This is a genomic window from Klebsiella africana (genome assembly GCF_020526085.1).
Classification (GTDB): domain Bacteria; phylum Pseudomonadota; class Gammaproteobacteria; order Enterobacterales; family Enterobacteriaceae; genus Klebsiella; species Klebsiella africana.
In genome coordinates this window covers 3,597,805-3,618,133 of sequence record NZ_CP084874.1, presented here as the reverse complement: position 1 = coordinate 3,618,133, position 20,329 = coordinate 3,597,805, and the positions used below count along the sequence as shown (strand labels likewise).

Here is a 20,329-nt window from a genome sequence, read left to right as displayed (position 1 = left end):
CTGCACGGCCCACCACTTAGTTGTATCCAGCGTAGTATCGGGTGATTAGCTCAGCTGGGAGAGCACCTCCCTTACAAGGAGGGGGTCGGCGGTTCGATCCCGTCATCACCCACCACCGGGTCGTTAGCTCAGTTGGTAGAGCAGTTGACTTTTAATCAATTGGTCGCAGGTTCGAATCCTGCACGACCCACCATCTTTAACATCGAACGTCGGTGTTAAATGTGAATGATGGGGTCGGTGGACGCAGTATCGGTAGTATCCAGCGTAGTATCGGGTGATTAGCTCAGCTGGGAGAGCACCTCCCTTACAAGGAGGGGGTCGGCGGTTCGATCCCGTCATCACCCACCACTCGGGTCGTTAGCTCAGTTGGTAGAGCAGTTGACTTTTAATCAATTGGTCGCAGGTTCGAATCCTGCACGACCCACCAATTTCAGCATTTAACTCAGATGTTGAACGTGGAGGATAACGTTGCGTCAGCAACGGCCCGTAGGGCGAGGCGAAGCCGAGTCATCCTGCACGACCCACCAATTTCAATATTGGTGTCGAGTGAAATTATTCAGGTAATACCAGAGCGGGTCGTTAGCTCAGTTGGTAGAGCAGTTGACTTTTAATCAATTGGTCGCAGGTTCGAATCCTGCACGACCCACCAATTTCAGCATTTAACTTAGATGTTGAACGTGAAGGATAACGTTGCGACAGCAACGGCCCGTAGGGCGAGGCGAAGCCGAGTCATCCTGCACGACCCACCATCCTGAATGATTACAGTAGCAAAATCCCGCAAGGGGTCGTTAGCTCAGTTGGTAGAGCAGTTGACTTTTAATCAATTGGTCGCAGGTTCGAATCCTGCACGACCCACCAATGTAAAAAGGCGCCCTAAAGGCGCCTTTTTGCTATGCGCAGAACTCAACGATTCGAACCTGCAGCAGGTTCGGGTCGAACGCAGTGAGACAACGGAGCCGCTAGCGGCGACGGCCCGTAGGGCGAGGCGAAGCCGAGTCATCCTGCACGACCCACCAATGTAAAAAGGCGCCCTAAAGGCGCCTTTTTGCTATGCGCAGAACTCAACGATTCGACAAAATTGTCGGGAACAATTTTGCACAACGTGGCAGCGTTGGCCCGCAGGGCGAGTCTCAGGATGAGACGAGTTTCTCTGCAGCAGGTTCGGGTCGAACGCAGTGAGACAACGGAGCCGCTAGCGGCGACGGCCCGTATGGCGAGGCGAAGCCGAGTCATCCTGCACGACCCACCAATGTAAAAAGGCGCCCTAAAGGCGCCTTTTTGCTATGCGTCATTCTCCACAATGCTACTTCAGCATGACCCCCTGCCGCCGCTTACCGTGGCGCCATAAGGCACGAACCGGTAGCCCGGGAAGATGCGTAGCATCGTCCCCGGGGAATAGGTGCTTATGTACAAAATTTATCACGACTTTTTGCTCGCAATCGGCTATCTTGTTTAGCATATAAAACACCATGACCGTATTAAGGCGCAGACAGGCCATACTGACGGTCTTAGAGTTAAGCCAGTAAAACGAGATTGCATGATGAGCGTAATGTTTGATCCTGAAACGGCGATTTACCCTTTCCCTGCGAAACCGCAGCCGCTGACCGTCGACGAAAAACAATTTTATCGTGAAAAAATCAAGCGCCTGCTGCGCGAGCGCGACGCCGTGATGGTGGCGCATTACTACACCGATCCCGAAATTCAACAGCTGGCGGAAGAGACCGGCGGCTGTATCGCCGACTCGCTGGAGATGGCGCGCTTTGGCGCCCGACATTCGGCCTCCACGCTGCTGGTCGCCGGGGTGCGTTTTATGGGAGAAACCGCTAAAATCCTCAGCCCGGAAAAGACCATTCTGATGCCGACCCTGAACGCCGAGTGTTCACTGGATCTGGGCTGTCCGATTGAGGAATTCAACGCCTTTTGCGACGCCCACCCTGACCGCACCGTGGTGGTCTATGCCAATACGTCTGCCGCGGTGAAGGCTCGCGCCGACTGGGTGGTGACCTCCAGCATCGCCGTCGAACTGATTGATCATCTGGACAGCCTGGGTCAAAAGATCCTCTGGGCGCCGGACCGCCACCTTGGGCGCTATGTCCAGCGTCAGACCGGTGCAGACGTGCTGTGCTGGCAGGGGGCGTGCATTGTGCATGATGAGTTCAAAACCCAGGCGCTGACGCGGATGAAGGCTCTTCACCCGGAAGCCGCCGTGCTGGTCCATCCCGAATCGCCGCAGGCGATTGTCGAGATGGCGGATGCCGTAGGCTCCACCAGTCAGCTGATTGCGGCGGCGAAAAGTTTGCCCCAGCGCCAGCTGATCGTGGCCACCGATCGCGGTATCTTCTATAAAATGCAGCAGGCGGTACCGGAGAAAACGCTGCTGGAAGCCCCCACCGCCGGCGAAGGGGCGACCTGCCGCAGTTGCGCGCACTGCCCGTGGATGGCAATGAACGGCCTGAAGGCCATTGCCGAGGGACTCGAGCAGGGCGGCGCTGAACATGAAATCCATGTCGACGAAGCGCTGCGCACCGGGGCATTGATTCCGCTTAACCGGATGCTGGATTTTGCGGCTACACTTCGGGGATAACGTATTGTCGCATCGCAAGATGCTGAGGGGATGAAATGGATTTTTTTAGCACGCAGAATATCTTAGTACATATACCCATCGGCGCCGGGGGTTACGATCTGTCGTGGATAGAAGCGGTGGGGACGATTGCCGGGCTGTTGTGTATCTGGCTGGCGAGCCTGGAGAAGATCAGTAACTATGCTTTTGGACTGGTCAACGTCACGCTGTTCGCCATCATCTTCTTTCAGATCCAGCTGTACGCCAGCCTGCTGCTGCAGCTGTTCTTCTTTGCCGCCAACGTTTATGGCTGGTATGCCTGGTCGCGACAAAGCAGCAACCACGAAGCTGAGCTGCAGATCCGCTGGTTGCCGCGCAGCAAAGCCCTAGGCTGGCTGGCGGCCTGCGTGGTGGCGATCGGTTTGCTGACCCTGTTTATCAACCCGTTTTTTGCTTTCCTGACGCGGATCGCGGTCAGCCTGATGCAAGCGCTGGGTCTGCAGGTCACTATGCCGGAACTGCAGCCGGATGCTTTCCCGTTCTGGGACTCCTGTATGACGGTGCTGTCGGTGGTGGCGATGATCTTAATGACCCGCAAGTATGTTGAAAACTGGCTGCTGTGGGTGATCGTCAACGTGATAAGCGTGGTGATTTTTGCCCGCCAGGGCGTCTATGCCATGTCGCTGGAATACCTCTTGCTGACGTTCATTGCGCTGAACGGCAGCCGGATGTGGATAAACAGTGCGCGTGAGCGAGGTTCTCACGCGTTTTCTGGCTAATGGTGGTGGTGATGTTCGTGCCCGGCGTGCATCGTGTTGAGATGGCACTCCGGGCCGCTGCAGGGCTGGTACTCCATCTGCACCGTGGCATGCTCAATTTCATATTTATGTTCGAGAAAATGCAGGATACGGTTGAGTAACGCATCATGATCGTGCGGCGGGACCACCTGAACATGGAGCGTCATCACCGGTTTTTCCCCCACCAGCCAGACGTGGACGTGGTGAACATCGCGCACCTCCGGGATAGAGCGGCGGATATCCCGTTGCAGGGCCGCGACGTCCAGCGAGCGCGGCGCGCCTTCCAGCAATTCATTCAGACTCTCTTTCAGCAATCGCCAGGCGCTACGTAATACCAGGCAGGAAACCAGCACGGAAAGGATCGGGTCGACAGGCGTCCAGCCGGTGGTGAGGATCACCACGGCCGCCACGATCGCGCCGACCGAGCCCAGCAGGTCGCCAAGCACGTGTAGCGCTGCGGCGCGTACGTTAAGATTCCGCTCTTCGCTACCCCGATGCAGGATCCAAAACGCCAGCACGTTGGCGAGCAGACCAGCGACTGCAATGACCATCATCGTCACGCCGGCTACCGGCTGCGGATGCTGGAAGCGCTGAATCGCCTCCCAGACAATCAGCAGGGTGATCACCACCAGAGCAATCGCATTGAGAAACGCCGCCAGGGTGGTTAAACGCAGCCAGCCAAAGGTATGGCGGGCATTCGGGGGACGGTTGGCGAAGCGAACCGCCAGCAGCGCAAACAGCAGAGCGGCGGAGTCGGTGAGCATATGGCCGGCATCCGCCAGCAGGGCCAGCGAGCCGGAGATCGCGCCGCCGACGGCTTCAATCAGCATAAAGCCGGCGGTGACAATAAACGCCCATAGCAGCCGGCGGGCGTTGCTGTTATCCGGAGCCTGGATAGAGGAGTGCGAATGCGAGTGCGCCATAGTGTCGTCCCTTAATAGTTATCATTATTACGCTATGACATCATAAACAGAGAGCGATAAAAAACGAAGAAAAGGCGAGACCAGCTCGCCTTTTCTTCGATCTGCCCACCTCATGTGTTACTGGGTGGTGCCGTCGGTTTTGCTGTTGTCTTGGTTCATGTTGCCGCCGTTGTCCAGTTTTTTACCAGTATCCGGACAGCGACCGTCTTTACACATCGAATTTTTATGTACTTCATCGCTCGACATATTGTCCTGGCTCATCGACGAGCCCGTGGTGCCCCCAGATCCAGAGTTGATTTGGCTATTATCCACGTTATTTGGCGCCACGTTTTCACGGGCATCGGGCGCCACCTGGCCGGCATCGGCGGAAGAGTTGGCCTGACCATTATTGGACTGGGCGCCGGTATCTGCCGCCAGGGCAGCGCCGCTGGCAAGACCTAAAGTGGCGGTGAGCAAAAGGGTCGTCAGTTTTTTCATGTTCATCGGATACTCCTGTTGGGTCGGGAAGCGGCAAATACGCCTCCAGCGGTGAGTGTGCCAGGGATCTGACTCGCTATGGTTTAAGACTCCGCAGACGATCGCAGTGTCACTATATAATCCTGAAACGTAAGGCTTAATTAGCTTTAACAGTTAAATATTGTAGTTCATGAGCCTGGTTTCGCTACTTTATGGCGTATTTTTGCCTATTTCCAGGATTATTCCATCACTACTGTAAAATCACGTTTACACTATTTCAGCGAAGAGATAGATTGGAGGGATTGCATTTCATTGAATAAGTATGGCAACGCTGGAAAGAAGATGAATTATCAGAACGACGATTTACGCATTAAAGAGATCAACGAATTATTACCTCCCGTTGCGCTCCTGGAAAAATTCCCTGCTACCGAAAATGCTGCAAACACCGTTGCACATGCTCGCAAAGCGATCCATCAGATCCTCAAAGGCGACGATGACCGTCTGCTGGTGGTGATTGGGCCTTGTTCTATTCACGACCCGGCGGCGGCGAAAGAGTACGCTTCCCGCCTGTTGCCCCTGCGCGAGGTGCTGAAGGGCGAGCTCGAGATCGTCATGCGGGTCTATTTTGAAAAACCGCGCACCACCGTCGGCTGGAAAGGGCTTATCAACGATCCCCATATGGATAACAGCTTCCGCATCAACGACGGGTTGCGTATCGCGCGCAAACTGCTGCTGGACATTAACGACAGCGGCCTGCCAGCGGCGGGGGAGTTCCTCGATATGATCACCCCACAGTATGTCGCCGATCTGATGAGCTGGGGCGCCATTGGCGCGCGTACCACCGAATCCCAGGTGCACCGTGAGCTCGCCTCCGGACTCTCCTGCCCGGTGGGTTTTAAAAACGGTACCGATGGCACCATCAAGGTGGCTATCGATGCGATCAACGCCGCTGGCGCGCCGCACTGTTTCCTGTCGGTCACCAAGTGGGGCCACTCCGCCATCGTGAATACCAGTGGTAACGGCGACTGCCATATTATTCTGCGCGGCGGCAAAGAGCCGAACTACAGCGCGAAGCACGTGGCGGAAGTAAAAATCGGTCTGGCGAAAGCGGGTCTTCCGGCCCAGGTAATGATTGATTTCAGCCATGCCAACTCCAGCAAGCAGTTCAAGAAGCAGATGGAAGTGGGTGCCGACGTATGCCAGCAAATCGCCGGCGGCGAGCGCGCCATTATGGGCGTGATGATTGAAAGCCATCTGGTGGAAGGCAACCAGAGCCTTGAGAGCGGTGAACCGCTGACCTACGGCAAGAGCGTCACCGACGCCTGCATCGGCTGGGAGGATACCGAAACGATCCTGCGTCAGCTGGCGGAAGCGGTGAAAACCCGCCGCGGCTAAGCTACTCCGCGCTAGCGCAGGTCATAAAAAAAGCGTGGAGATTTCCACGCTTTTGTGTTCTCACCAGGAGAAATTACTTCGCTTTACCCTGGTTGGCGACGGCAGCAGCTTTCGCCGCGATCTCTTCCGCGTTGCCCAGATAGTAATGTTTGATCGGCTTGAAGTTTTCATCGAACTCATACACCAGCGGTACGCCGGTCGGGATGTTCAGTTCGAGGATCTCGTCTTCGCCCATGTTGTCGAGGTATTTAACCAGCGCGCGCAGGGAGTTACCGTGAGCGGCGATGATCACGCGCTCACCGCTTTTCAGGCGCGGCAGAATGGTTTCGTTCCAGTAAGGCACGACGCGGTCGATGGTCAGCGCCAGGCTTTCAGTGGTCGGCAGTTCCGCGTCGGTCAGTTTTGCATAGCGCGGATCGTGGCCCGGGTAGCGTTCGTCGTCTTTGGTCAGCTCCGGCGGAGTGACGGCGAAGCCGCGACGCCACTGTTTGACCTGCTCGTCACCGTATTTCTCAGCGGTTTCCGCTTTGTTCAGGCCCTGCAGCGCGCCGTAATGACGCTCGTTCAGCTTCCAGGACTTCTCAACCGGCAGCCAGGCCTGATCCAGTTCGTCCAGCACATTCCACAGGGTGTGGATGGCACGTTTCAGCACGGAGGTATAAGCAAAATCAAAGCTGAAGCCTTCAGCCTTCAGCAGTTTACCCGCTGCTTTCGCTTCGCTAACGCCTTTCTCGGACAGATCAACGTCGTACCAACCGGTGAAGCGGTTTTCGTTGTTCCACTGGCTTTCGCCATGACGAACCAGTACCAGCTTAGTTACAGCCATTCTCTCACTCCTCTCTACACGCCATCCCTCGCGCCGCGAGCGACGCGCTGAATGTGATGGTGTATGTGTTATTGATTGATAACTATTCTCATTATATTGCCGTGATTTGGCTCACGGCAATGCTTATCCCTAACCATAGCGAAAATAGTGGCTCAGTGTAAGGTGCTTGTAAAACACAGGTTATTTTTTTGTCCTCTAGTGACGGAAAATAGAGCGGATTGCTGAAAAAAGAGGCGGAAGGGTGGCGGGGGCGACGAAAAACAGCGCCCCCCGATGGAGGCGCTGGCGGTTATCGGGCGATAAACTGATATTCCGTCAGGCTGACGTACTCCTGGCCTGGACGTAATACACAGTCCGGCTGCGGCCATTGCGGATGGTTCGGCGAATCCGGCAGGAATTCGCTCTCCAGCGCCAGCCCCTGCCAGTCGGCGTAGGGCTCCGTCGTCTGCGACGGGGTGCCGCCGAGGTAGTTGCCGGAGTAAAACTGCAGCGCCGGGGCGGAGGTATAAACCGTCATCTGCAGCTTGCCATCCTGTGACCAGACCTGTGCCGCAGGCTGGCTGGCGTCGCCTTTGGCATCCAGCAGGAAGGCATGATCGTATCCCTTCACCTTTTGCTGATCGGCATCCGCGAGGAAGTCGGCGGCGATGGTTTTCGGCTGGCGGAAATCAAAGCTGGTGTTAGCAACATCTTTCAGTTCGCCACCCGGGATACCGTCGCTTTCCACCGGCAGATACCTCTGGGCGAAGATCTGTAGCTGATGCTGGCGCACATCGCTCTGCTCACCGTCGAGGTTGAAATAGACGTGATTGGTCATGTTCACCGGGCAGGGTTGGTCCACGGTGGCGCGATAGGTAATCGCGATGCGGTTATCGTCGGTCAGACGATAGTGCGCGGTGGCCTGCAGGGTGCCCGGAAAGCCTTGATCGCCATCGGGCGAAGTCAGGGCGAACAGCACTTCCTGCTCGTCGGCGCGGACAATGCGCCAGCGGCGTTTATCAAACCCTTCCGGGCCGCCGTGAAGCTGATGGCCCGCGTCGTTTGACGGCGTGACGTTGACGACCTGGCCGTCAAGCGGGAAGCGGCTGTGGCCGATACGGTTGGCGTAGCGGCCTACCGAGGCGCCAAGAAATGCGGCCTGCCGAGCATAGTCTTCCAGCTTTGCGCAGCCCAGCAGCGGTCGGCGCAGGCTGCCATCGGCCAGCGGCACCTCGGCGCTGAGCAGCGTCGCGCCCCAGTCCGCCACGGTGACGGTCATCCCCGCCTTATTACGCAGGGTCACCTGCTGCCATGGTTGGCCGTCCGGCGCCAGCGCGGTGGTTTGCGTTAGCATTGGCCAGCCCCTTGTGACGGTTTGCAGACATAGAACGTCTCTTTAATTCCGGTTTTCGCTTCATACTCATTGGCAACGGCCAGCTGAACGGTATCGACCAGATCTTCCGGGACCAACGCTACCACGCAGCCGCCAAAGCCGCCGCCGGTCATGCGCACGCCGCCTTTATCGCCGATCGCGGCCTTAACGATCTCCACCAGGGTGTCGATCTGCGGGACGGTGATCTCGAAATCATCGCGCATCGAGGCATGGGATTCGGCCATCAGCTCACCCATGCGCTTCAGGTCGCCTTTTTCGAGAGCGCTGGCGGCTTCCACGGTGCGGGCATTCTCCGTCAGCACATGGCGTACGCGCTTCGCGACGATCGGATCCAGCTCATGGGCCACAGCGTTAAATTGTTCAAGGGTGACATCGCGCAGAGCGGGCTGCTGGAAGAAGCGCGCGCCGGTTTCGCACTGTTCACGACGGGTGTTGTACTCGCTGCCGACGAGGGTACGCTTAAAGTTGCTGTTGATGATCACTACTGCCACGCCTTTCGGCATTGAGACAGCTTTGGTACCCAGCGAACGGCAGTCGATCAGCAGCGCGTGGTCTTTTTTACCCAGCGCCGAAATCAGCTGATCCATGATGCCGCAGTTGCAGCCGACGAACTGGTTTTCCGCCTCCTGGCCGTTCAGGGCGATTTGTGCGCCGTCCAGCGGCAGATGATAGAGATGCTGGAACACGGTGCCGACGGCGACTTCCAGCGAGGCTGAGGAGCTTAATCCCGCACCCTGCGGCACATTGCCGCTGATCACCAGATCCGCGCCGCCAAAATGACTATTCCGCTGCTGCAGATGCTTTACCACGCCGCGGACATAGTTCGACCACTGCTGGGTGTCGTGGCTGATAATCGGCGCGTCGAGAGAGAACTCATCGGTCTGATTGTCGTAATCGGCGGCAATCACCCGCACCGTACGATCGTCGCGCGGCGCACAGCTGATCACCGTCTGGTAGTCGATGGCGCAGGGCAGCACAAAACCGTCGTTATAATCGGTATGCTCGCCGATCAGGTTGACGCGGCCTGGCGCCTGAATGACATGGCTGGCCGGGTAGCCGAAGGCGTCAGTAAACAGGGTTTGGGTTTTCTCTTTCAGACTCATCATTACACTCCGGATTCACGAAAATGGACGTCGCTGACGGCGCGCAGTCGTTCGGCAGCTTGCTCGGCGGTCAGATCGCGCTGGGTTTCGGCCAGCATTTCGTAGCCAACCATAAACTTGCGGACCGTCGCGGAGCGCAGCAGCGGCGGATAAAAGTGGGCATGAAGCTGCCAGTGGTTATGGTCTTCGTCGTTAAACGGCGCGCCGTGCCAGCCCATGGAGTAGGGGAATGAGCACTGGAACAGGTTGTCGTAACGGCTGGTCAGCTTTTTCAACGCCAGCGCCAGATCGCTGCGCTGGGCGTCGGTGAGATCGGTAATACGCTGCACGTGCGCTTTCGGCAACAGCAGGGTTTCGAACGGCCAGGCGGCCCAGTAGGGCACCACCGCCAGCCAGTGCTCGGTGTCGACCACCGTGCGGCTGCCGTCGGCCAGTTCGCGCTGCACATAGTCCAGCAGCATCGGCTGGCCCTGTGCGGCGTAATAGTCTTTCTGCAGACGGTCTTCTCGTTCCGCTTCATTGGGCAGGAAGCTATTGGCCCACACCTGACCATGCGGGTGAGGGTTGGAGCAGCCCATCGCTGCCCCTTTGTTTTCAAAGACCTGCACCCACGGGTAGCTTTTCCCGAGGTCCGCGGTCTGTTCCTGCCACGTTTTAACCACGCCTTCCAGCGCTTCAAGGCTCAGTTCCGGCAGCGTTTTGCTGTGGTCTGGCGAGAAGCAGATCACCCGACTGGTGCCGCGGGCGCTCTGGCAGCGCATCAGCGGATCGTCACTCTCCGGTGCGTCCGGGGTGTCGGTCATCAGGGCCGCAAAGTCGTTGGTAAATACGTAGGTACCGGTGTAATTCGGGTTGGTGTCGCCGGTTACCCGGGTGTTGCCCGGGCACAGGAAGCAGTCCGGATCGTGGGCCGGCAAGGTCTGTTTTGCCGGCGTTTCCTGCGCCCCCTGCCAGGGGCGCTTGGCGCGATGCGGAGAAACCAGAATCCACTGCCCGGTTAACGGGTTATAACGACGATGTGGATGGTCAACGGGGTTAAATACGCTCATGAAGGTTCCTTAGTCTGGATAACCCTGCGGATGACGGGACTGCCAGTGCCAGGTGTCCTGCGCCATTTCGTCCAGGTTGCGCGTCACGCGCCAGTTCAGCTCGCGGTCGGCCTTGGCAGCGTCCGCCCAGTAGGCCGGGAGGTCGCCATCGCGGCGCGGCGCGAAATGGTAGTTAATGGGTTTGCCGCAGGCCTTGCTGAAAGCATTGACCACGTCGAGCACGCTGCTGCCGACGCCGGCGCCAAGGTTGTAAATATGCACTCCGGCTTTGTCAGCCAGTTTTTCCATCGCCGCGACGTGGCCATCGGCGAGGTCCATCACGTGGATATAATCGCGCACGCCAGTGCCATCCTCGGTCGGGTAGTCGTTACCAAAAACGGCCAGCGATTCGCGACGGCCAACGGCGACCTGGGCGATGTAGGGCATCAGGTTGTTCGGGATCCCCTGCGGGTCTTCCCCCATGTCGCCCGACGGGTGGGCGCCGACCGGGTTGAAGTAGCGCAGCAGCGCAATGCTCCACTCGGGATGGGCTTTCTGCAGGTCTGTCAGGATCTGTTCCACCATCAGTTTGCTTTTGCCGTAGGGGCTTTGCGGGGTACCGGTCGGGAAGCTTTCTACGTACGGGATTTTGGGCTGATCGCCATAGACGGTAGCGGAGGAGCTAAAGATGAAGTTCTTCACGCCAGCGGTGCGCATCGCAGAGACTAATTTCAGTGTACCGGTGACGTTATTGTCGTAATATTCCAGCGGCTTGGCGACGGACTCCCCGACGGCTTTCAGCCCGGCGAAGTGGATCACTGCCTCAATGGCGTGATCGTGGAGGATCTCCGTCATCAGCGCTTCGTTACGAATATCGCCTTCAATAAAGGTGGCTTCTTTGCCGCCGAGACGTTCAATCACCGGCAGTACGCTGCGCTTGCTGTTGCAGAGATTGTCGAGGATCACCACCTCATGTCCCTGCTGCAGCAGTTGAACGCAGGTATGACTTCCAATGTAACCGCTACCACCTGTAACCAGAACTTTCATGATTCGCTCCATTCGGCTTATCGTTTGTGAGGAAGATAGCATATCAAAGAAGTGAAAAGTGTGACATAGGGCAAGTTAGTGGAATCGTTTACACTTGAGGTGTAAATAGCGTAATTTTTATATTTTTCATTTTAATTCAATAGATTATGTTTGTTTGGCGCTATTTTTCTGAAAAATGCCAGCGATCTTGCGACCCCTGGCAGAGGGCGTCAGGCCACGGGGCCGAGCTGATAAGTGTAACCGTCTCCACTGGGAATGAACGCCAGACGGTGGGTAATACAGTCCGGGGCATCTTCGGCATGGTGTGAAACAAACAACAGTTGCGTGGCGCCTTCGCCAATCAGTACGTCGACAAAGCGGCGTACCAGCTGACGATTGAGGGGGTCTAGCCCCTGCAGCGGTTCATCGAGGATCAGCAGGGTGGGATGCTTCACCAGCGCGCGGACGATAAGCGCCAGCCGCTGCTGGCCCCACGATAGGCTATGAAACGGCGCGTCGGCGGTGCGTTTATCAATGCCGAGGATATCCAGCCACTGTTGCACCAGCTTGTGCTGCTTGTCGGAAACCGCCTGGTAAATGCCAATAGAGTCAAAGTAGCCCGACAGGATGACGTTGCGGACGTTGGTGCTGACCCGGTAGTCCAGATGCAGGCTGCTGCTGACGTAGCCGATATGCTTTTTGATGTCCCAGATGGTCTCGCCGCTGCCGCGACGGCGGCCAAAGAGCGTGAGATCGTTGCTGTAGCCCTGCGGATGATCGCCAGTGATAAGGCTCAGCAGCGTGGATTTACCGGCGCCGTTGGGGCCGACGATCTGCCAGTGTTCCCCCGGGTTCACGGTCCATGAGAGATGGTTGATGACCGGTCGATCGTTATAGGATACCACGCCGTCATTGAGCACGATACGCGGCGCTGAGTCTACCAGCGCATGGTGGGCTGGCAATTCATCCGGCTCTGGCAGGGTGATGCCGTCCAGTTTTTCACTGTGCGCCAGCTGAGCGACCAGCGCCTGCTGCAGCAGGGACGCCTTCTGGCCGGTGTCGATGAGAGTGCAGTCTGCCAGCACGCCGGCGAATTGCACAAACGCCGGGATCTCATCGAAGCGGTTGAGAACCAACACCAGGGTGATGCCGGCGCTGTGGAGGTCGGCCAGCAGGGCAGCCAGCTGCTGGCGGGAGTTGACGTCGAGGCCGTCGAAAGGCTCGTCGAGGATCAGCAGTTCCGGGTCGCTCATCAGCGCCTGGCACAGTAAAGTCTTGCGCGTTTCGCCGGTCGACAGATACTTAAACCGGCGGTTCAGCAGGGCGCTGATGCCAAACTGTTCGGCAAGCTGCGCGCAGCGGGCTGGATCGTTCACCTCATCCTGGATAATCTCCGCCGTGGTGCGACCGGTATCTTCTTCACCGGGGCTGAGCAGGTCGGTGTTATTGCGTTGCCACTCGTCGCTGACCAGCTTCTGCAACTGTTCGAAGGAGAGGCGGGTCACGCGTGAGAACTGACTTTCGCATTGTCCGCTGAGCAAGGTCAGGTCGCCGGCAAGCGCCCGCGCGAGGGCAGATTTGCCGCTGCCATTGCTGCCGACAAACGCCCAGCTTTCACCTGTTGTCACGTGCAGGTGGTCTATTTTTAAGGTTTTTGTATCGCTCAGGCGAAACGTGCCTTGCGAAATTTGCAATGATGACATGATGTATCCCATTTTTTGCAGCGATGTGCATCAGGGATACGTCTTCAGGCGCGTATTGTCAATGGGGTTAGCATAACGTCGCGAGAATGATGCGATCGGCATTGAAGTAAGCGATCGCCTCCGTCCCTTCCGCCAGGCCAGACGTTTGCGCTTGTGGCAGGGTGGCACACAGGGTCTGGCCGTCCGCCAGGGTCATCAGCACTTCGCACTGCCCGGAACCGCATTCGAGATGGCTGATGCGGCCGGGCAACTGGTTATCGGCCTGGCGAGCCACTTCCGGGTCAAGGGTGATGCCGACCCAGGGCGCTTTTAGCAGCACCAGTACTTCCTGACCCTCATCGAGCCCCAGCTTCTCCGCGCTCTGCGCGGTAATGGCGACGTTCAGGCGCGTCTGCCCGTCGGCCAGCAGCACCTCGACGTGCTGCTGCACCCGCTGGCGGTCGCGACCAGTGATAGTGCCGAACCACTGGTTACGGGCGCTGGTTTGCAGAGAAAAGCGTGAAATGGCCGCCAGCAGGCTGTCCAGCGGCAGGGCATCGTCATCGCTGAGAACGTCAAAGGCTTTCTGCTGGATCTGCGCCAGCAGATCGTACAGTTGGATCAGGCGCTGCCCATAGCGGGTCAGCACCGCGCCACCGCCGCCCTTCCCCCCGGTAGCGCGATCCACCAGCGGCTGTTCGCTGAGCTGGTTCATTTCGTTGATGGCATCCCATGCGCTCTTATAGCTGATGCCCGCGTGCTTTGCCCCCTGGCTTATCGAACCGGTCTGGTCAATCTGTTTAAGCAGGGCGATCCGCCGGGGATCGGCAAACAGGCGCTGCTGTAGCTTAAGGGTGAGAAGAATTTCGGCCTGCATAATCGTATCCTGACAAAAAGCGTATTGTGACTGATAGTGACCGTGTTGCAAAATGCCTCTGCGCGGTTTTGTTACTCCCCACCGCACAAATGGGGCGTGTTTTTTCGGCTGAAACCGTTACAATCAGGGTATCGTACTATCTGGAGTGAACCATGTTAGAGCTTTTGAAAAGTCTGGTTTTTGCGGTCATCATGGTACCGGTGGTGATGGCGGTGATCCTGGGGTTGATTTACGGCCTCGGCGAAGTGTTCAACGTCTTTTCCGGTGTAAGTCGTAAAGATCGTAGCCAGCAAAATCACTGATTTCCCGGCGCCCGGTTTAACCGGGCGCTGTGCTATTTCCCTCCTCTATCTTTTCCCTTCATTTTATTGTTCTGAGTCACTATAAAAAAACCGGGCTTACCGTTATATTATTGACTACATAACGAATTGACAGGAGATTCAGATGGCAGGTTCTTGGTTACGCGGCTTTATCGGGGCATCACTCACACTGTTCGTCGCCGGGCAGGCGCTGGCGCAAGAGGGGAAAGTGACCGTTTTCGCCGCCGCGTCGTTAACCAACGCGATGCAGGATATTGCCCAGGCGTATAAGAAAGAGAAAAACGTCGATGTCGTGTCGTCGTTTGCCTCGTCGTCGACGCTGGCGCGGCAGATTGAAGCGGGCGCGCCGGCGGATCTGTTTATCTCCGCCGATCAGAAATGGATGGATTACGCGGTAGAGAAAAAAGCCATTGATACGACGACCCGTACGACCCTGCTTGGCAACAGCCTGGTGGTGGTCGCGCCAAAAGCCAGCGAGCAGGGGGCGATAACCATTGATGAGAAAACCAACTGGACCAGCCTACTGAATGGAAGCCGTCTGGCGGTGGGCGATCCGCAGCATGTCCCGGCCGGTATCTATGCCAAAGAAGCGCTGCAGAAACTCGGTGCCTGGGAAACGCTGTCGCCGAAGCTCGCCCCGGCTGAAGACGTTCGCGGTGCGCTGGCGCTGGTGGAGCGTAACGAAGCGCCGCTGGGGATTGTCTATGGCTCCGATGCCGTAGCCAGCAAAGGGGTGAAAGTGGTCGGCACCTTCCCGGAAGCCTCGCATCAGAAAGTCGAGTACCCGCTGGCGATTGTCGATGGTCACCGCAACGCGGCCGTGAGCGACTTCTACGACTACCTGAAAGGGCCGGAAGCGTCCGCTATCTTTAAACGTTACGGATTTACCACTCACTGATGTTTCTGAGCGAACCCGAATGGCAGGCGGTACTGCTGAGCCTGAAAGTCTCCTCCCTGGCGGTGGTATTGAGCTTACCCTTCGGGATCTTTTTTTCCTGGCTGTTGGTACGGCGTTCCTTCCCCGGCAAGGCCCTGCTCGACAGTATTCTCCATCTGCCGCTGGTGCTGCCGCCGGTGGTGGTGGGGTATCTGCTGCTGGTGGCCATGGGACGACGCGGGTTTATTGGCAGCTGGTTGTATGACTGGTTCGGCATAAGCTTTGCCTTCAGCTGGCGCGGGGCGGTGCTGGCGGCGGCGGTGATGTCTTTCCCGCTGATGGTGCGCGCCATTCGCCTGGCGCTGGAAGGGGTGGACGTCAAACTGGAGCAAGCGGCGAGAACCCTCGGGGCCAGCCGCTGGCGGGTATTTTTCACCATTACGTTGCCGTTGACTCTGCCGGGGATTATTGTCGGCACGGTGCTGGCCTTCGCCCGCTCGTTAGGGGAGTTTGGCGCGACCATCACGTTCGTCTCCAATATTCCCGGTGAAACGCGCACCCTGCCTTCGGCGATGTACACCTTGATTCAAACCCCGGGCGGGGAGGGGGCGGCGGCCCGCCTCTGTATTATCGCCATCGGTCTGGCACTGGTCTCGCTATTGATTTCGGAATGGCTGGCCCGCGTGAGTCGCCAGCGCATGGGAGGATAACGATGCTGGAGCTGGACTTTACCCAGACCCTCGGCAGCCACTGCCTGCAGATCCGTGAAACCCTGCCTGCCAGCGGGATCACCGCCATTTTTGGCGTCTCCGGCGCGGGCAAAACCTCGTTGATCAACGCCATCAGCGGCCTGACCCGTCCGCAGACGGGGCGGATCGTTCTCAATGGCCGGGTGCTGAACGACACCGCGCAGCGTATCTGCCTGGCGCCGGAGCAGCGCCGTATCGGCTATGTCTTTCAGGATGCACGCTTGTTTCCCCACTATAAAGTGCGCGGCAATCTGCAGTATGGGATGGCGAAATCCATGGTCAACCAGTTCGATAAGCTGGTGGACCTGCTGGGGATTGCGCCGTTGCTGGATCGCCTGCCAGGCCGGTTATCCGGCGGCGAAAAGCAGCGTGTGGCCATCGGCCGCGCCCTGCTGACCGCGCCGGAGCTGCTGCTGCTGGATGAGCCGCTGGCCTCGCTGGACATCCCGCGCAAACGCGAGCTGCTGCCCTACCTGCAGCGGCTGGCGCAGGAGATCCATATTCCAATGCTTTACGTCAGCCACTCGCTGGATGAGATCCAGCATCTGGCCGATCGCGTGTTGGTGCTGGAGGCCGGAAAGGTGAAGGCTTTCGGTCCGCTGGAGGAGGTCTGGAGCAGCAGCGTTATGCACCCCTGGCTGCCGGCGGAACAGCAAAGCACTATCCTCAGCGCCACTGTCGCCGCGCAGCACCCGCAGTATGCGATGACGGCCCTGGCGCTGGGGGACCAGTTGCTGTGGGTCAACCGACTCGATCGTCCCGCCGGGGAGAGTGCGAGGATCCGCATTCAGGCATCGGACGTCTCGCTGACGTTAGCGCAACCGTCAGGGACCAGTATTCGTAATATCTTGCGCGCCGAGGTGGTTCAGTGTCTGGAGGTCAACGGACAGATTGAGGTGCAGCTCAGAGTGAGTGGCCGTCTGCTATGGGCCAGGATTAGCCCATGGGCGCGGGACGACCTGGCGATAGCGCCAGGCCAGCAGGTTTTTGCTCAGATCAAAAGCGTGTCGATTGCCGCCTGATTACAGCAACTGGCGGTAGATAAACTCGGCGATGCTGGTGGACTCATTATCGCCGATGACCACATTGGCGCGGGCTTTAACGTCGTCCACCGCATTGCCCATCGCCACCCCGGTGCCCGCCGCTTCCAGCATGCTAAGATCGTTGTAGTTATCGCCGAAGGCCACCACATCCTGCATCGACAGTCCCTGGTCGGCCACCCATTGCGCCAGGCGTTTGCCTTTGCTGTTGCCGGCGCGGGCGATATCCACCTGATCGTGCCAGGACCATTCACACTCGAGGCCCAGCGTCTCGCCGACCTGTTGCGCAAACCGCTGAAGGCGGGGAATATCGTCGTCGGTGAGGGCGAATTTCCACACCGCATTGACTTCGCGAACCGCCTGCGCCAGCGAGTCGACCTGAGTGAAGACCGGGCGCTGATCCTCCGGTAGCGCCTGCGCCCAGTTGCGGGTCCGGATCACGTGTCCGGTGGGCTGCTCGTAAAGCATGGCATCATCTACATACGCCAGACCGTGGATCTGCTGTTCGGCGAGCATAGTCGTCAGGCTGACAGCGTGTTCCACCGACATAGGATCGGCAGCCAAAACCTTTTTTGCGTGATAATCATACAAATAGGTGCCATTACAACAAATTGCAGGTGTATCGAGAGCCAGTGCCTGATAAAAAGGATGAATCGCGACGTGATGACGTCCGGTAACGACGATCACCTGATAGCCTGCTTCCCTGGCGCGGGCGAGCGCTGCCAGCGAAGCGGGCAGAATGGTTTTTTTGCTGGTGAGCAGGGTGCCGTCTAAATCCAGGGCAATCACGCGTGTTGTCATGTGTTATTTCCGGTTGATGTTGAAAAGTGACCTGGCCATGATGGTACACCGCCATGGCGTCAGGACCAATTTTTCCACATCTGCCGTCAATTTTTGTATGCCCTTTGTGCCGCTGCCCGGCGGAAATTCGGCGGACGATGCGAGTATCATGGGCGGATGTCTTATAATTTTCAGGGTGCTATTATCCTGAAAATGAAAAATCCACGTGCAGTGAGGGAAGGAGTAGTCATGAAACAAACCGTTTATACCGCCAGCCCGGAAAGCCAACAAATCCATGTCTGGAGTCTTGAAGCGGACGGCAGATTGACGCTGGTGCAGGTGGTTGATGCCCCAGGGCAGGTCCAGCCGATGGTGGTCAGCCCCAACAAGGAGTTTCTGTACGTTGGCGTTCGTCCGGAGTTTCGCGTGCTGGCCTATCGCATCACGCCGGATAACGGGGCATTAACCTTTGCTGGTGAAGCGGCCTTGCCGGGCAGCCCGACCCATATTTCTACCGATCATCACGGCCGCTTTGTGTTCAGTGCCTCCTATAATCAGGGCTGCGTTAGCGTGACGCCGCTGCTGGATGGTCTGCCGGGCGAAACCGTCACGGTGGTGGAAGGTCTGGAAGGCTGCCACTCGGCCAATATCTCCCCGGACAATCGCACCCTGTGGGTGCCTGCGCTGAAGCAGGATCGCATCTGCCTGTTTACCCTCAGCGATGATGGTTTCCTCTCCGCTCAGGAGCCAGCGGAAGTGACTACCGTCGAGGGCGCTGGCCCACGCCACATGGTATTCCATCCGAACCAGCAGTATGGCTACTGCGTCAATGAACTGAACAGCTCAGTTGACGTCTGGGAGCTGAAAGATCCCAATGGCAACATCGAATGTATACAAACCCTGGATATGATGCCGCAGGATTTCACCGGCGTGCGTTGGGCGGCGGATATTCATATCACTCCGGATGGCCGTCATCTGTACGCCTGCGATCGTACCGCCAGCATCATCACGGTATTTAGCGTCTCGGAAGATGGCAGCGTGTTGGCTGTTGAAGGCTATCAGCCGACCGAAACCCAGCCACGTGGCTTTAACCTCGATCACAGCGGTAAGTATTTGATTGCGGCAGGGCAGAAATCGCACCATATCGCGGTGTATGAAATTGCCGGCGAGCAGGGGCTACTGCAGGAGAAAGGCCGCTATGCGGTTGGACAGGGCCCAATGTGGGTGGTGGTCAACGCCCACTGATCCGTCAGGCGGTAATACAGACGGTAATAAAGGAAAAAACCTCGCAGTGGCGAGGTTTTTTGATCAGAACGGACAGGCTCTGAGGGGAAGGTGCTGTGTTGGCGGACAAGAAGCGCGGCGGCCTTAGATATCGTCCATGGTGTAGCCGACGACAATCTCCAGTGTTTTACGGATCACGTCTGCTGTGACCACGTCATCTGTCGTTTCCAGCGCCTGAATCAGCCATAAAATGATGGCTTTATTGTTCAAATGGCCCTCGGACTGAAGAATACTGTTGATAGCGAGCGACATAACGGCGGACTCATCAACCAGTTTATCGCCGGCGTTACGGAAAAAGTCTGAGAGCGCCGTGTCCTGCAGTCCTGCGTAAATATCTGGTTGCTGATGCATTGTCTGTCTCATCACATTCTCACTTTGTTTTATTTAACATGGTTGGGAAATTCAGTGGATTTTTTTAGCTTCCGACGCCGTATTGCCTTGCGCCAGCGATCCTCTGGATTCCCAACGGCCATTAATTTTCTTTACCTGCAAAGGCGCTTGCTTGCGTTGTTGGGCTAGCTTTGCGCAAATTTCTTCGATCACCGCCGCGATGATTTTTCGTCGCTGGCGATCGGATTCCGTGGCCTGCATCAACCGAAGTCGGACCAGCAGGGTTGGGGTGGTAATCGGGCGATTCGTTTTCAGAAGCGCAAGAACCGCCTCGCCGATGATTTCATCGGTTATTTCCTCAGTTTCACTGCTATTCATAACCGTCTCTCTGCATGCCACTCTTTTCCTGAATGGGCGAATGGTCATTCAGGTTAGCAGCAGGTTTATGGACAGCGATCGCCCCACCTCTGCTGCGGCTGTTGCATCAGGCGACGATCGATGACATTACTCCTGGCCGGCAAACAGCAAACCAATTAAGGTTTGATAATGGCTCTCTTCCTCGGGAGCACGGGCGCGGTCAAGACGATTCAACAGTTTGGTACACAGCGCCTTGCGGTTGAGATGGCGTCCTTCATTAAGAATATCCATCACGATTTGACCCAGCGTCTCCTGTTGGGAAGGTAACGATGCTTTATTGAAATACTGGGCAATTGCGTTCGCTGTATCTGGAATGTAACCATTCTGCTGCATATGTGCTCCTTAAATTTCACTCATCTGTTAACTGCCAATAAACTTATACAATAATTATTAACTTGTACATAGAAAGTTGCGCAATAATGCTACTAATGTTATTAATTTATTGATTTTAAATGGAATAATTGTTCTTATTTGATTGTTTTTGAGG

21 protein-coding genes, 6 tRNA genes and 2 other RNA genes are annotated in these 20,329 nt (G+C 57.2%); 16 read left to right on the top strand and 13 right to left on the bottom strand.

What is annotated here, in order from left to right:
* The first annotated feature begins 39 nt into the window (after nucleotides 1-39).
* The 10 genes from LGL98_RS17535 (at nucleotide 40) to pnuC (ending at nucleotide 3,339) form a co-directional block, all read left to right on the top strand.
* Nucleotides 40-115, top strand: a tRNA-Val gene (locus LGL98_RS17535).
* A gap of 2 nt (nucleotides 116-117) precedes the next feature.
* Nucleotides 118-193, top strand: a tRNA-Lys gene (locus LGL98_RS17530).
* Between the two features lie 79 nt (nucleotides 194-272).
* A tRNA-Val gene (locus LGL98_RS17525) sits at nucleotides 273-348 on the top strand.
* A gap of 3 nt (nucleotides 349-351) precedes the next feature.
* Nucleotides 352-427 (top strand) — tRNA-Lys (locus tag LGL98_RS17520).
* A 146-nt stretch (nucleotides 428-573) separates the two neighbouring features.
* A tRNA-Lys gene (locus tag LGL98_RS17515) sits at nucleotides 574-649 on the top strand.
* Between the two features lie 133 nt (nucleotides 650-782).
* Nucleotides 783-858 (top strand) — tRNA-Lys (locus LGL98_RS17510).
* A gap of 22 nt (nucleotides 859-880) precedes the next feature.
* Nucleotides 881-1,016, top strand: a non-coding RNA gene (locus LGL98_RS17505) — RtT sRNA.
* A gap of 95 nt (nucleotides 1,017-1,111) precedes the next feature.
* A non-coding RNA gene (locus tag LGL98_RS17500) (RtT sRNA) lies at nucleotides 1,112-1,249 on the top strand.
* A gap of 291 nt (nucleotides 1,250-1,540) precedes the next feature.
* The gene (gene nadA, locus LGL98_RS17490; protein ID WP_040153374.1) at nucleotides 1,541-2,584 is read left to right on the top strand and encodes a quinolinate synthase NadA; all 1,044 of its coding nucleotides are present in this window, start codon (nucleotides 1,541-1,543) and stop codon (nucleotides 2,582-2,584) included.
* Between the two features lie 35 nt (nucleotides 2,585-2,619).
* Nucleotides 2,620-3,339 carry a nicotinamide riboside transporter PnuC gene (gene pnuC, locus LGL98_RS17485; protein WP_004151689.1) on the top strand — a complete coding sequence of 240 codons (720 nt, stop codon included), beginning with the start codon at nucleotides 2,620-2,622 and terminating at the stop codon, nucleotides 3,337-3,339.
* Here the strand turns inward: pnuC and zitB are convergent.
* Both zitB and LGL98_RS17475 read right to left on the bottom strand, forming a co-directional pair.
* Complete coding sequence (gene zitB, locus LGL98_RS17480; protein WP_136029680.1) at nucleotides 3,336-4,280, bottom strand: CDF family zinc transporter ZitB; 945 nt, start codon at nucleotides 4,278-4,280, stop codon at nucleotides 3,336-3,338. The two genes, pnuC and zitB, sit on opposite strands and share 4 nt — an antisense overlap.
* 117 nt (nucleotides 4,281-4,397) lie before the next feature.
* Nucleotides 4,398-4,763, bottom strand: coding sequence for a YbgS-like family protein (locus LGL98_RS17475; RefSeq protein ID WP_136029678.1), 366 nt, complete (start codon nucleotides 4,761-4,763; stop codon nucleotides 4,398-4,400).
* Nucleotides 4,764-5,078: 315 nt separating this feature from the next.
* Between LGL98_RS17475 and aroG the strand changes: the two genes are divergently transcribed.
* Nucleotides 5,079-6,131: a 3-deoxy-7-phosphoheptulonate synthase AroG gene (gene aroG, locus LGL98_RS17470; protein ID WP_004223705.1), complete on the top strand. Its 1,053-nt coding sequence runs from the start codon at nucleotides 5,079-5,081 to the stop codon at nucleotides 6,129-6,131.
* Nucleotides 6,132-6,204: 73 nt separating this feature from the next.
* Here aroG and gpmA read toward each other — a convergent pair whose 3' ends face one another.
* The 7 genes from gpmA to modE form a co-directional block, all read right to left on the bottom strand.
* A complete protein-coding gene (gpmA, locus tag LGL98_RS17465; protein WP_002895089.1) occupies nucleotides 6,205-6,957 on the bottom strand; it encodes a 2,3-diphosphoglycerate-dependent phosphoglycerate mutase in 753 nt (250 codons plus the stop codon).
* A gap of 289 nt (nucleotides 6,958-7,246) precedes the next feature.
* Complete coding sequence (gene galM / locus LGL98_RS17460; RefSeq protein WP_136029676.1) at nucleotides 7,247-8,290, bottom strand: galactose-1-epimerase; 1,044 nt, start codon at nucleotides 8,288-8,290, stop codon at nucleotides 7,247-7,249.
* On the bottom strand, nucleotides 8,284-9,432 hold the full coding sequence (galK, locus tag LGL98_RS17455; RefSeq protein WP_136029689.1) for a galactokinase: 1,149 nt from the start codon (nucleotides 9,430-9,432) through the stop codon (nucleotides 8,284-8,286). Before galK ends, galM begins: the two co-directional genes overlap by 7 nt.
* 2 nt (nucleotides 9,433-9,434) lie before the next feature.
* On the bottom strand, nucleotides 9,435-10,481 hold the full coding sequence (gene galT / locus LGL98_RS17450) for a galactose-1-phosphate uridylyltransferase (RefSeq protein WP_025711792.1): 1,047 nt from the start codon (nucleotides 10,479-10,481) through the stop codon (nucleotides 9,435-9,437).
* A 9-nt stretch (nucleotides 10,482-10,490) separates the two neighbouring features.
* Nucleotides 10,491-11,507, bottom strand: coding sequence for a UDP-glucose 4-epimerase GalE (galE, locus tag LGL98_RS17445; RefSeq protein WP_136029674.1), 1,017 nt, complete (start codon nucleotides 11,505-11,507; stop codon nucleotides 10,491-10,493).
* Between the two features lie 209 nt (nucleotides 11,508-11,716).
* Nucleotides 11,717-13,189 carry a molybdate ABC transporter ATP-binding protein ModF gene (gene modF / locus LGL98_RS17440; RefSeq protein ID WP_136029673.1) on the bottom strand — a complete coding sequence of 491 codons (1,473 nt, stop codon included), beginning with the start codon at nucleotides 13,187-13,189 and terminating at the stop codon, nucleotides 11,717-11,719.
* A gap of 67 nt (nucleotides 13,190-13,256) precedes the next feature.
* Nucleotides 13,257-14,045: a molybdenum-dependent transcriptional regulator gene (modE, locus tag LGL98_RS17435; protein ID WP_136029672.1), complete on the bottom strand. Its 789-nt coding sequence runs from the start codon at nucleotides 14,043-14,045 to the stop codon at nucleotides 13,257-13,259.
* Between the two features lie 152 nt (nucleotides 14,046-14,197).
* Between modE and LGL98_RS17430 the strand changes: the two genes are divergently transcribed.
* From LGL98_RS17430 to modC, 4 genes are all read left to right on the top strand, one after another.
* Complete coding sequence (locus LGL98_RS17430; RefSeq protein ID WP_025711788.1) at nucleotides 14,198-14,347, top strand: AcrZ family multidrug efflux pump-associated protein; 150 nt, start codon at nucleotides 14,198-14,200, stop codon at nucleotides 14,345-14,347.
* Nucleotides 14,348-14,489: 142 nt separating this feature from the next.
* Entirely contained in the window at nucleotides 14,490-15,263 is a 774-nt protein-coding gene (gene modA, locus LGL98_RS17425; protein ID WP_136029671.1) for a molybdate ABC transporter substrate-binding protein, read from the top strand.
* Nucleotides 15,263-15,952 (top strand): molybdate ABC transporter permease subunit, encoded by a 690-nt coding sequence (gene modB, locus LGL98_RS17420; RefSeq protein ID WP_136029670.1) that lies wholly within the window; start codon nucleotides 15,263-15,265, stop codon nucleotides 15,950-15,952. The genes modA and modB overlap by 1 nt, the downstream gene beginning before the upstream one ends.
* Before the next feature lie 2 nt (nucleotides 15,953-15,954).
* Entirely contained in the window at nucleotides 15,955-17,013 is a 1,059-nt protein-coding gene (modC, locus tag LGL98_RS17415; RefSeq protein WP_136029669.1) for a molybdenum ABC transporter ATP-binding protein ModC, read from the top strand.
* On the opposite strand, the gene LGL98_RS17410 is transcribed toward modC, so the two are convergent.
* Entirely contained in the window at nucleotides 17,014-17,832 is an 819-nt protein-coding gene (locus LGL98_RS17410) for a pyridoxal phosphatase (RefSeq protein ID WP_136029668.1), read from the bottom strand.
* Between the two features lie 228 nt (nucleotides 17,833-18,060).
* On the opposite strand from LGL98_RS17410, the gene pgl reads away from it, so the two are divergent.
* Nucleotides 18,061-19,056, top strand: coding sequence for a 6-phosphogluconolactonase (gene pgl / locus LGL98_RS17405; RefSeq protein ID WP_136029667.1), 996 nt, complete (start codon nucleotides 18,061-18,063; stop codon nucleotides 19,054-19,056).
* A gap of 123 nt (nucleotides 19,057-19,179) precedes the next feature.
* Here pgl and LGL98_RS17400 read toward each other — a convergent pair whose 3' ends face one another.
* The 3 genes from LGL98_RS17400 to ycgZ all read right to left on the bottom strand — a co-directional run bounded on the left by LGL98_RS17400 (nucleotide 19,180) and on the right by ycgZ (nucleotide 20,175).
* A complete protein-coding gene (locus tag LGL98_RS17400; RefSeq protein WP_136029666.1) occupies nucleotides 19,180-19,446 on the bottom strand; it encodes a biofilm development regulator YmgB/AriR family protein in 267 nt (88 codons plus the stop codon).
* Between the two features lie 51 nt (nucleotides 19,447-19,497).
* Nucleotides 19,498-19,803 (bottom strand): hypothetical protein, encoded by a 306-nt coding sequence (locus LGL98_RS17395; RefSeq protein WP_136029665.1) that lies wholly within the window; start codon nucleotides 19,801-19,803, stop codon nucleotides 19,498-19,500.
* A gap of 126 nt (nucleotides 19,804-19,929) precedes the next feature.
* Nucleotides 19,930-20,175, bottom strand: a complete 246-nt coding sequence (gene ycgZ / locus LGL98_RS17390; protein WP_025711780.1) for a regulatory protein YcgZ — start codon at nucleotides 20,173-20,175, stop codon at nucleotides 19,930-19,932.
* Nucleotides 20,176-20,329: the final 154 nt, after the last annotated feature.

Excerpts from the sequence above, each read along its gene's own strand:
- galT (WP_025711792.1), bottom strand. The coding sequence starts at position 10,481 with ATGAGCGTATTTAACCCCGTTGACCATCCACATCGTCGTTATAACCCG.
- modB (WP_136029670.1), top strand. The coding sequence starts at position 15,263 with ATGTTTCTGAGCGAACCCGAATGGCAGGCGGTACTGCTGAGCCTGAAA.
- gpmA (WP_002895089.1), bottom strand. The coding sequence starts at position 6,957 with ATGGCTGTAACTAAGCTGGTACTGGTTCGTCATGGCGAAAGCCAGTGG.
- galK (WP_136029689.1), bottom strand. The coding sequence starts at position 9,432 with ATGAGTCTGAAAGAGAAAACCCAAACCCTGTTTACTGACGCCTTCGGC.
- nadA (WP_040153374.1), top strand. The coding sequence starts at position 1,541 with ATGAGCGTAATGTTTGATCCTGAAACGGCGATTTACCCTTTCCCTGCG.
- LGL98_RS17400 (WP_136029666.1), bottom strand. The coding sequence starts at position 19,446 with ATGCATCAGCAACCAGATATTTACGCAGGACTGCAGGACACGGCGCTC.
- aroG (WP_004223705.1), top strand. The coding sequence starts at position 5,079 with ATGAATTATCAGAACGACGATTTACGCATTAAAGAGATCAACGAATTA.
- LGL98_RS17430 (WP_025711788.1), top strand. The coding sequence starts at position 14,198 with ATGTTAGAGCTTTTGAAAAGTCTGGTTTTTGCGGTCATCATGGTACCG.
- pnuC (WP_004151689.1), top strand. The coding sequence starts at position 2,620 with ATGGATTTTTTTAGCACGCAGAATATCTTAGTACATATACCCATCGGC.
- ycgZ (WP_025711780.1), bottom strand. The coding sequence starts at position 20,175 with ATGCAGCAGAATGGTTACATTCCAGATACAGCGAACGCAATTGCCCAG.
- galE (WP_136029674.1), bottom strand. The coding sequence starts at position 11,507 with ATGAAAGTTCTGGTTACAGGTGGTAGCGGTTACATTGGAAGTCATACC.
- modC (WP_136029669.1), top strand. The coding sequence starts at position 15,955 with ATGCTGGAGCTGGACTTTACCCAGACCCTCGGCAGCCACTGCCTGCAG.
- pgl (WP_136029667.1), top strand. The coding sequence starts at position 18,061 with ATGAAACAAACCGTTTATACCGCCAGCCCGGAAAGCCAACAAATCCAT.
- modA (WP_136029671.1), top strand. The coding sequence starts at position 14,490 with ATGGCAGGTTCTTGGTTACGCGGCTTTATCGGGGCATCACTCACACTG.
- modF (WP_136029673.1), bottom strand. The coding sequence starts at position 13,189 with ATGTCATCATTGCAAATTTCGCAAGGCACGTTTCGCCTGAGCGATACA.
- LGL98_RS17475 (WP_136029678.1), bottom strand. The coding sequence starts at position 4,763 with ATGAACATGAAAAAACTGACGACCCTTTTGCTCACCGCCACTTTAGGT.
- LGL98_RS17395 (WP_136029665.1), bottom strand. The coding sequence starts at position 19,803 with ATGAATAGCAGTGAAACTGAGGAAATAACCGATGAAATCATCGGCGAG.
- modE (WP_136029672.1), bottom strand. The coding sequence starts at position 14,045 with ATGCAGGCCGAAATTCTTCTCACCCTTAAGCTACAGCAGCGCCTGTTT.
- galM (WP_136029676.1), bottom strand. The coding sequence starts at position 8,290 with ATGCTAACGCAAACCACCGCGCTGGCGCCGGACGGCCAACCATGGCAG.
- zitB (WP_136029680.1), bottom strand. The coding sequence starts at position 4,280 with ATGGCGCACTCGCATTCGCACTCCTCTATCCAGGCTCCGGATAACAGC.
- LGL98_RS17410 (WP_136029668.1), bottom strand. The coding sequence starts at position 17,832 with ATGACAACACGCGTGATTGCCCTGGATTTAGACGGCACCCTGCTCACC.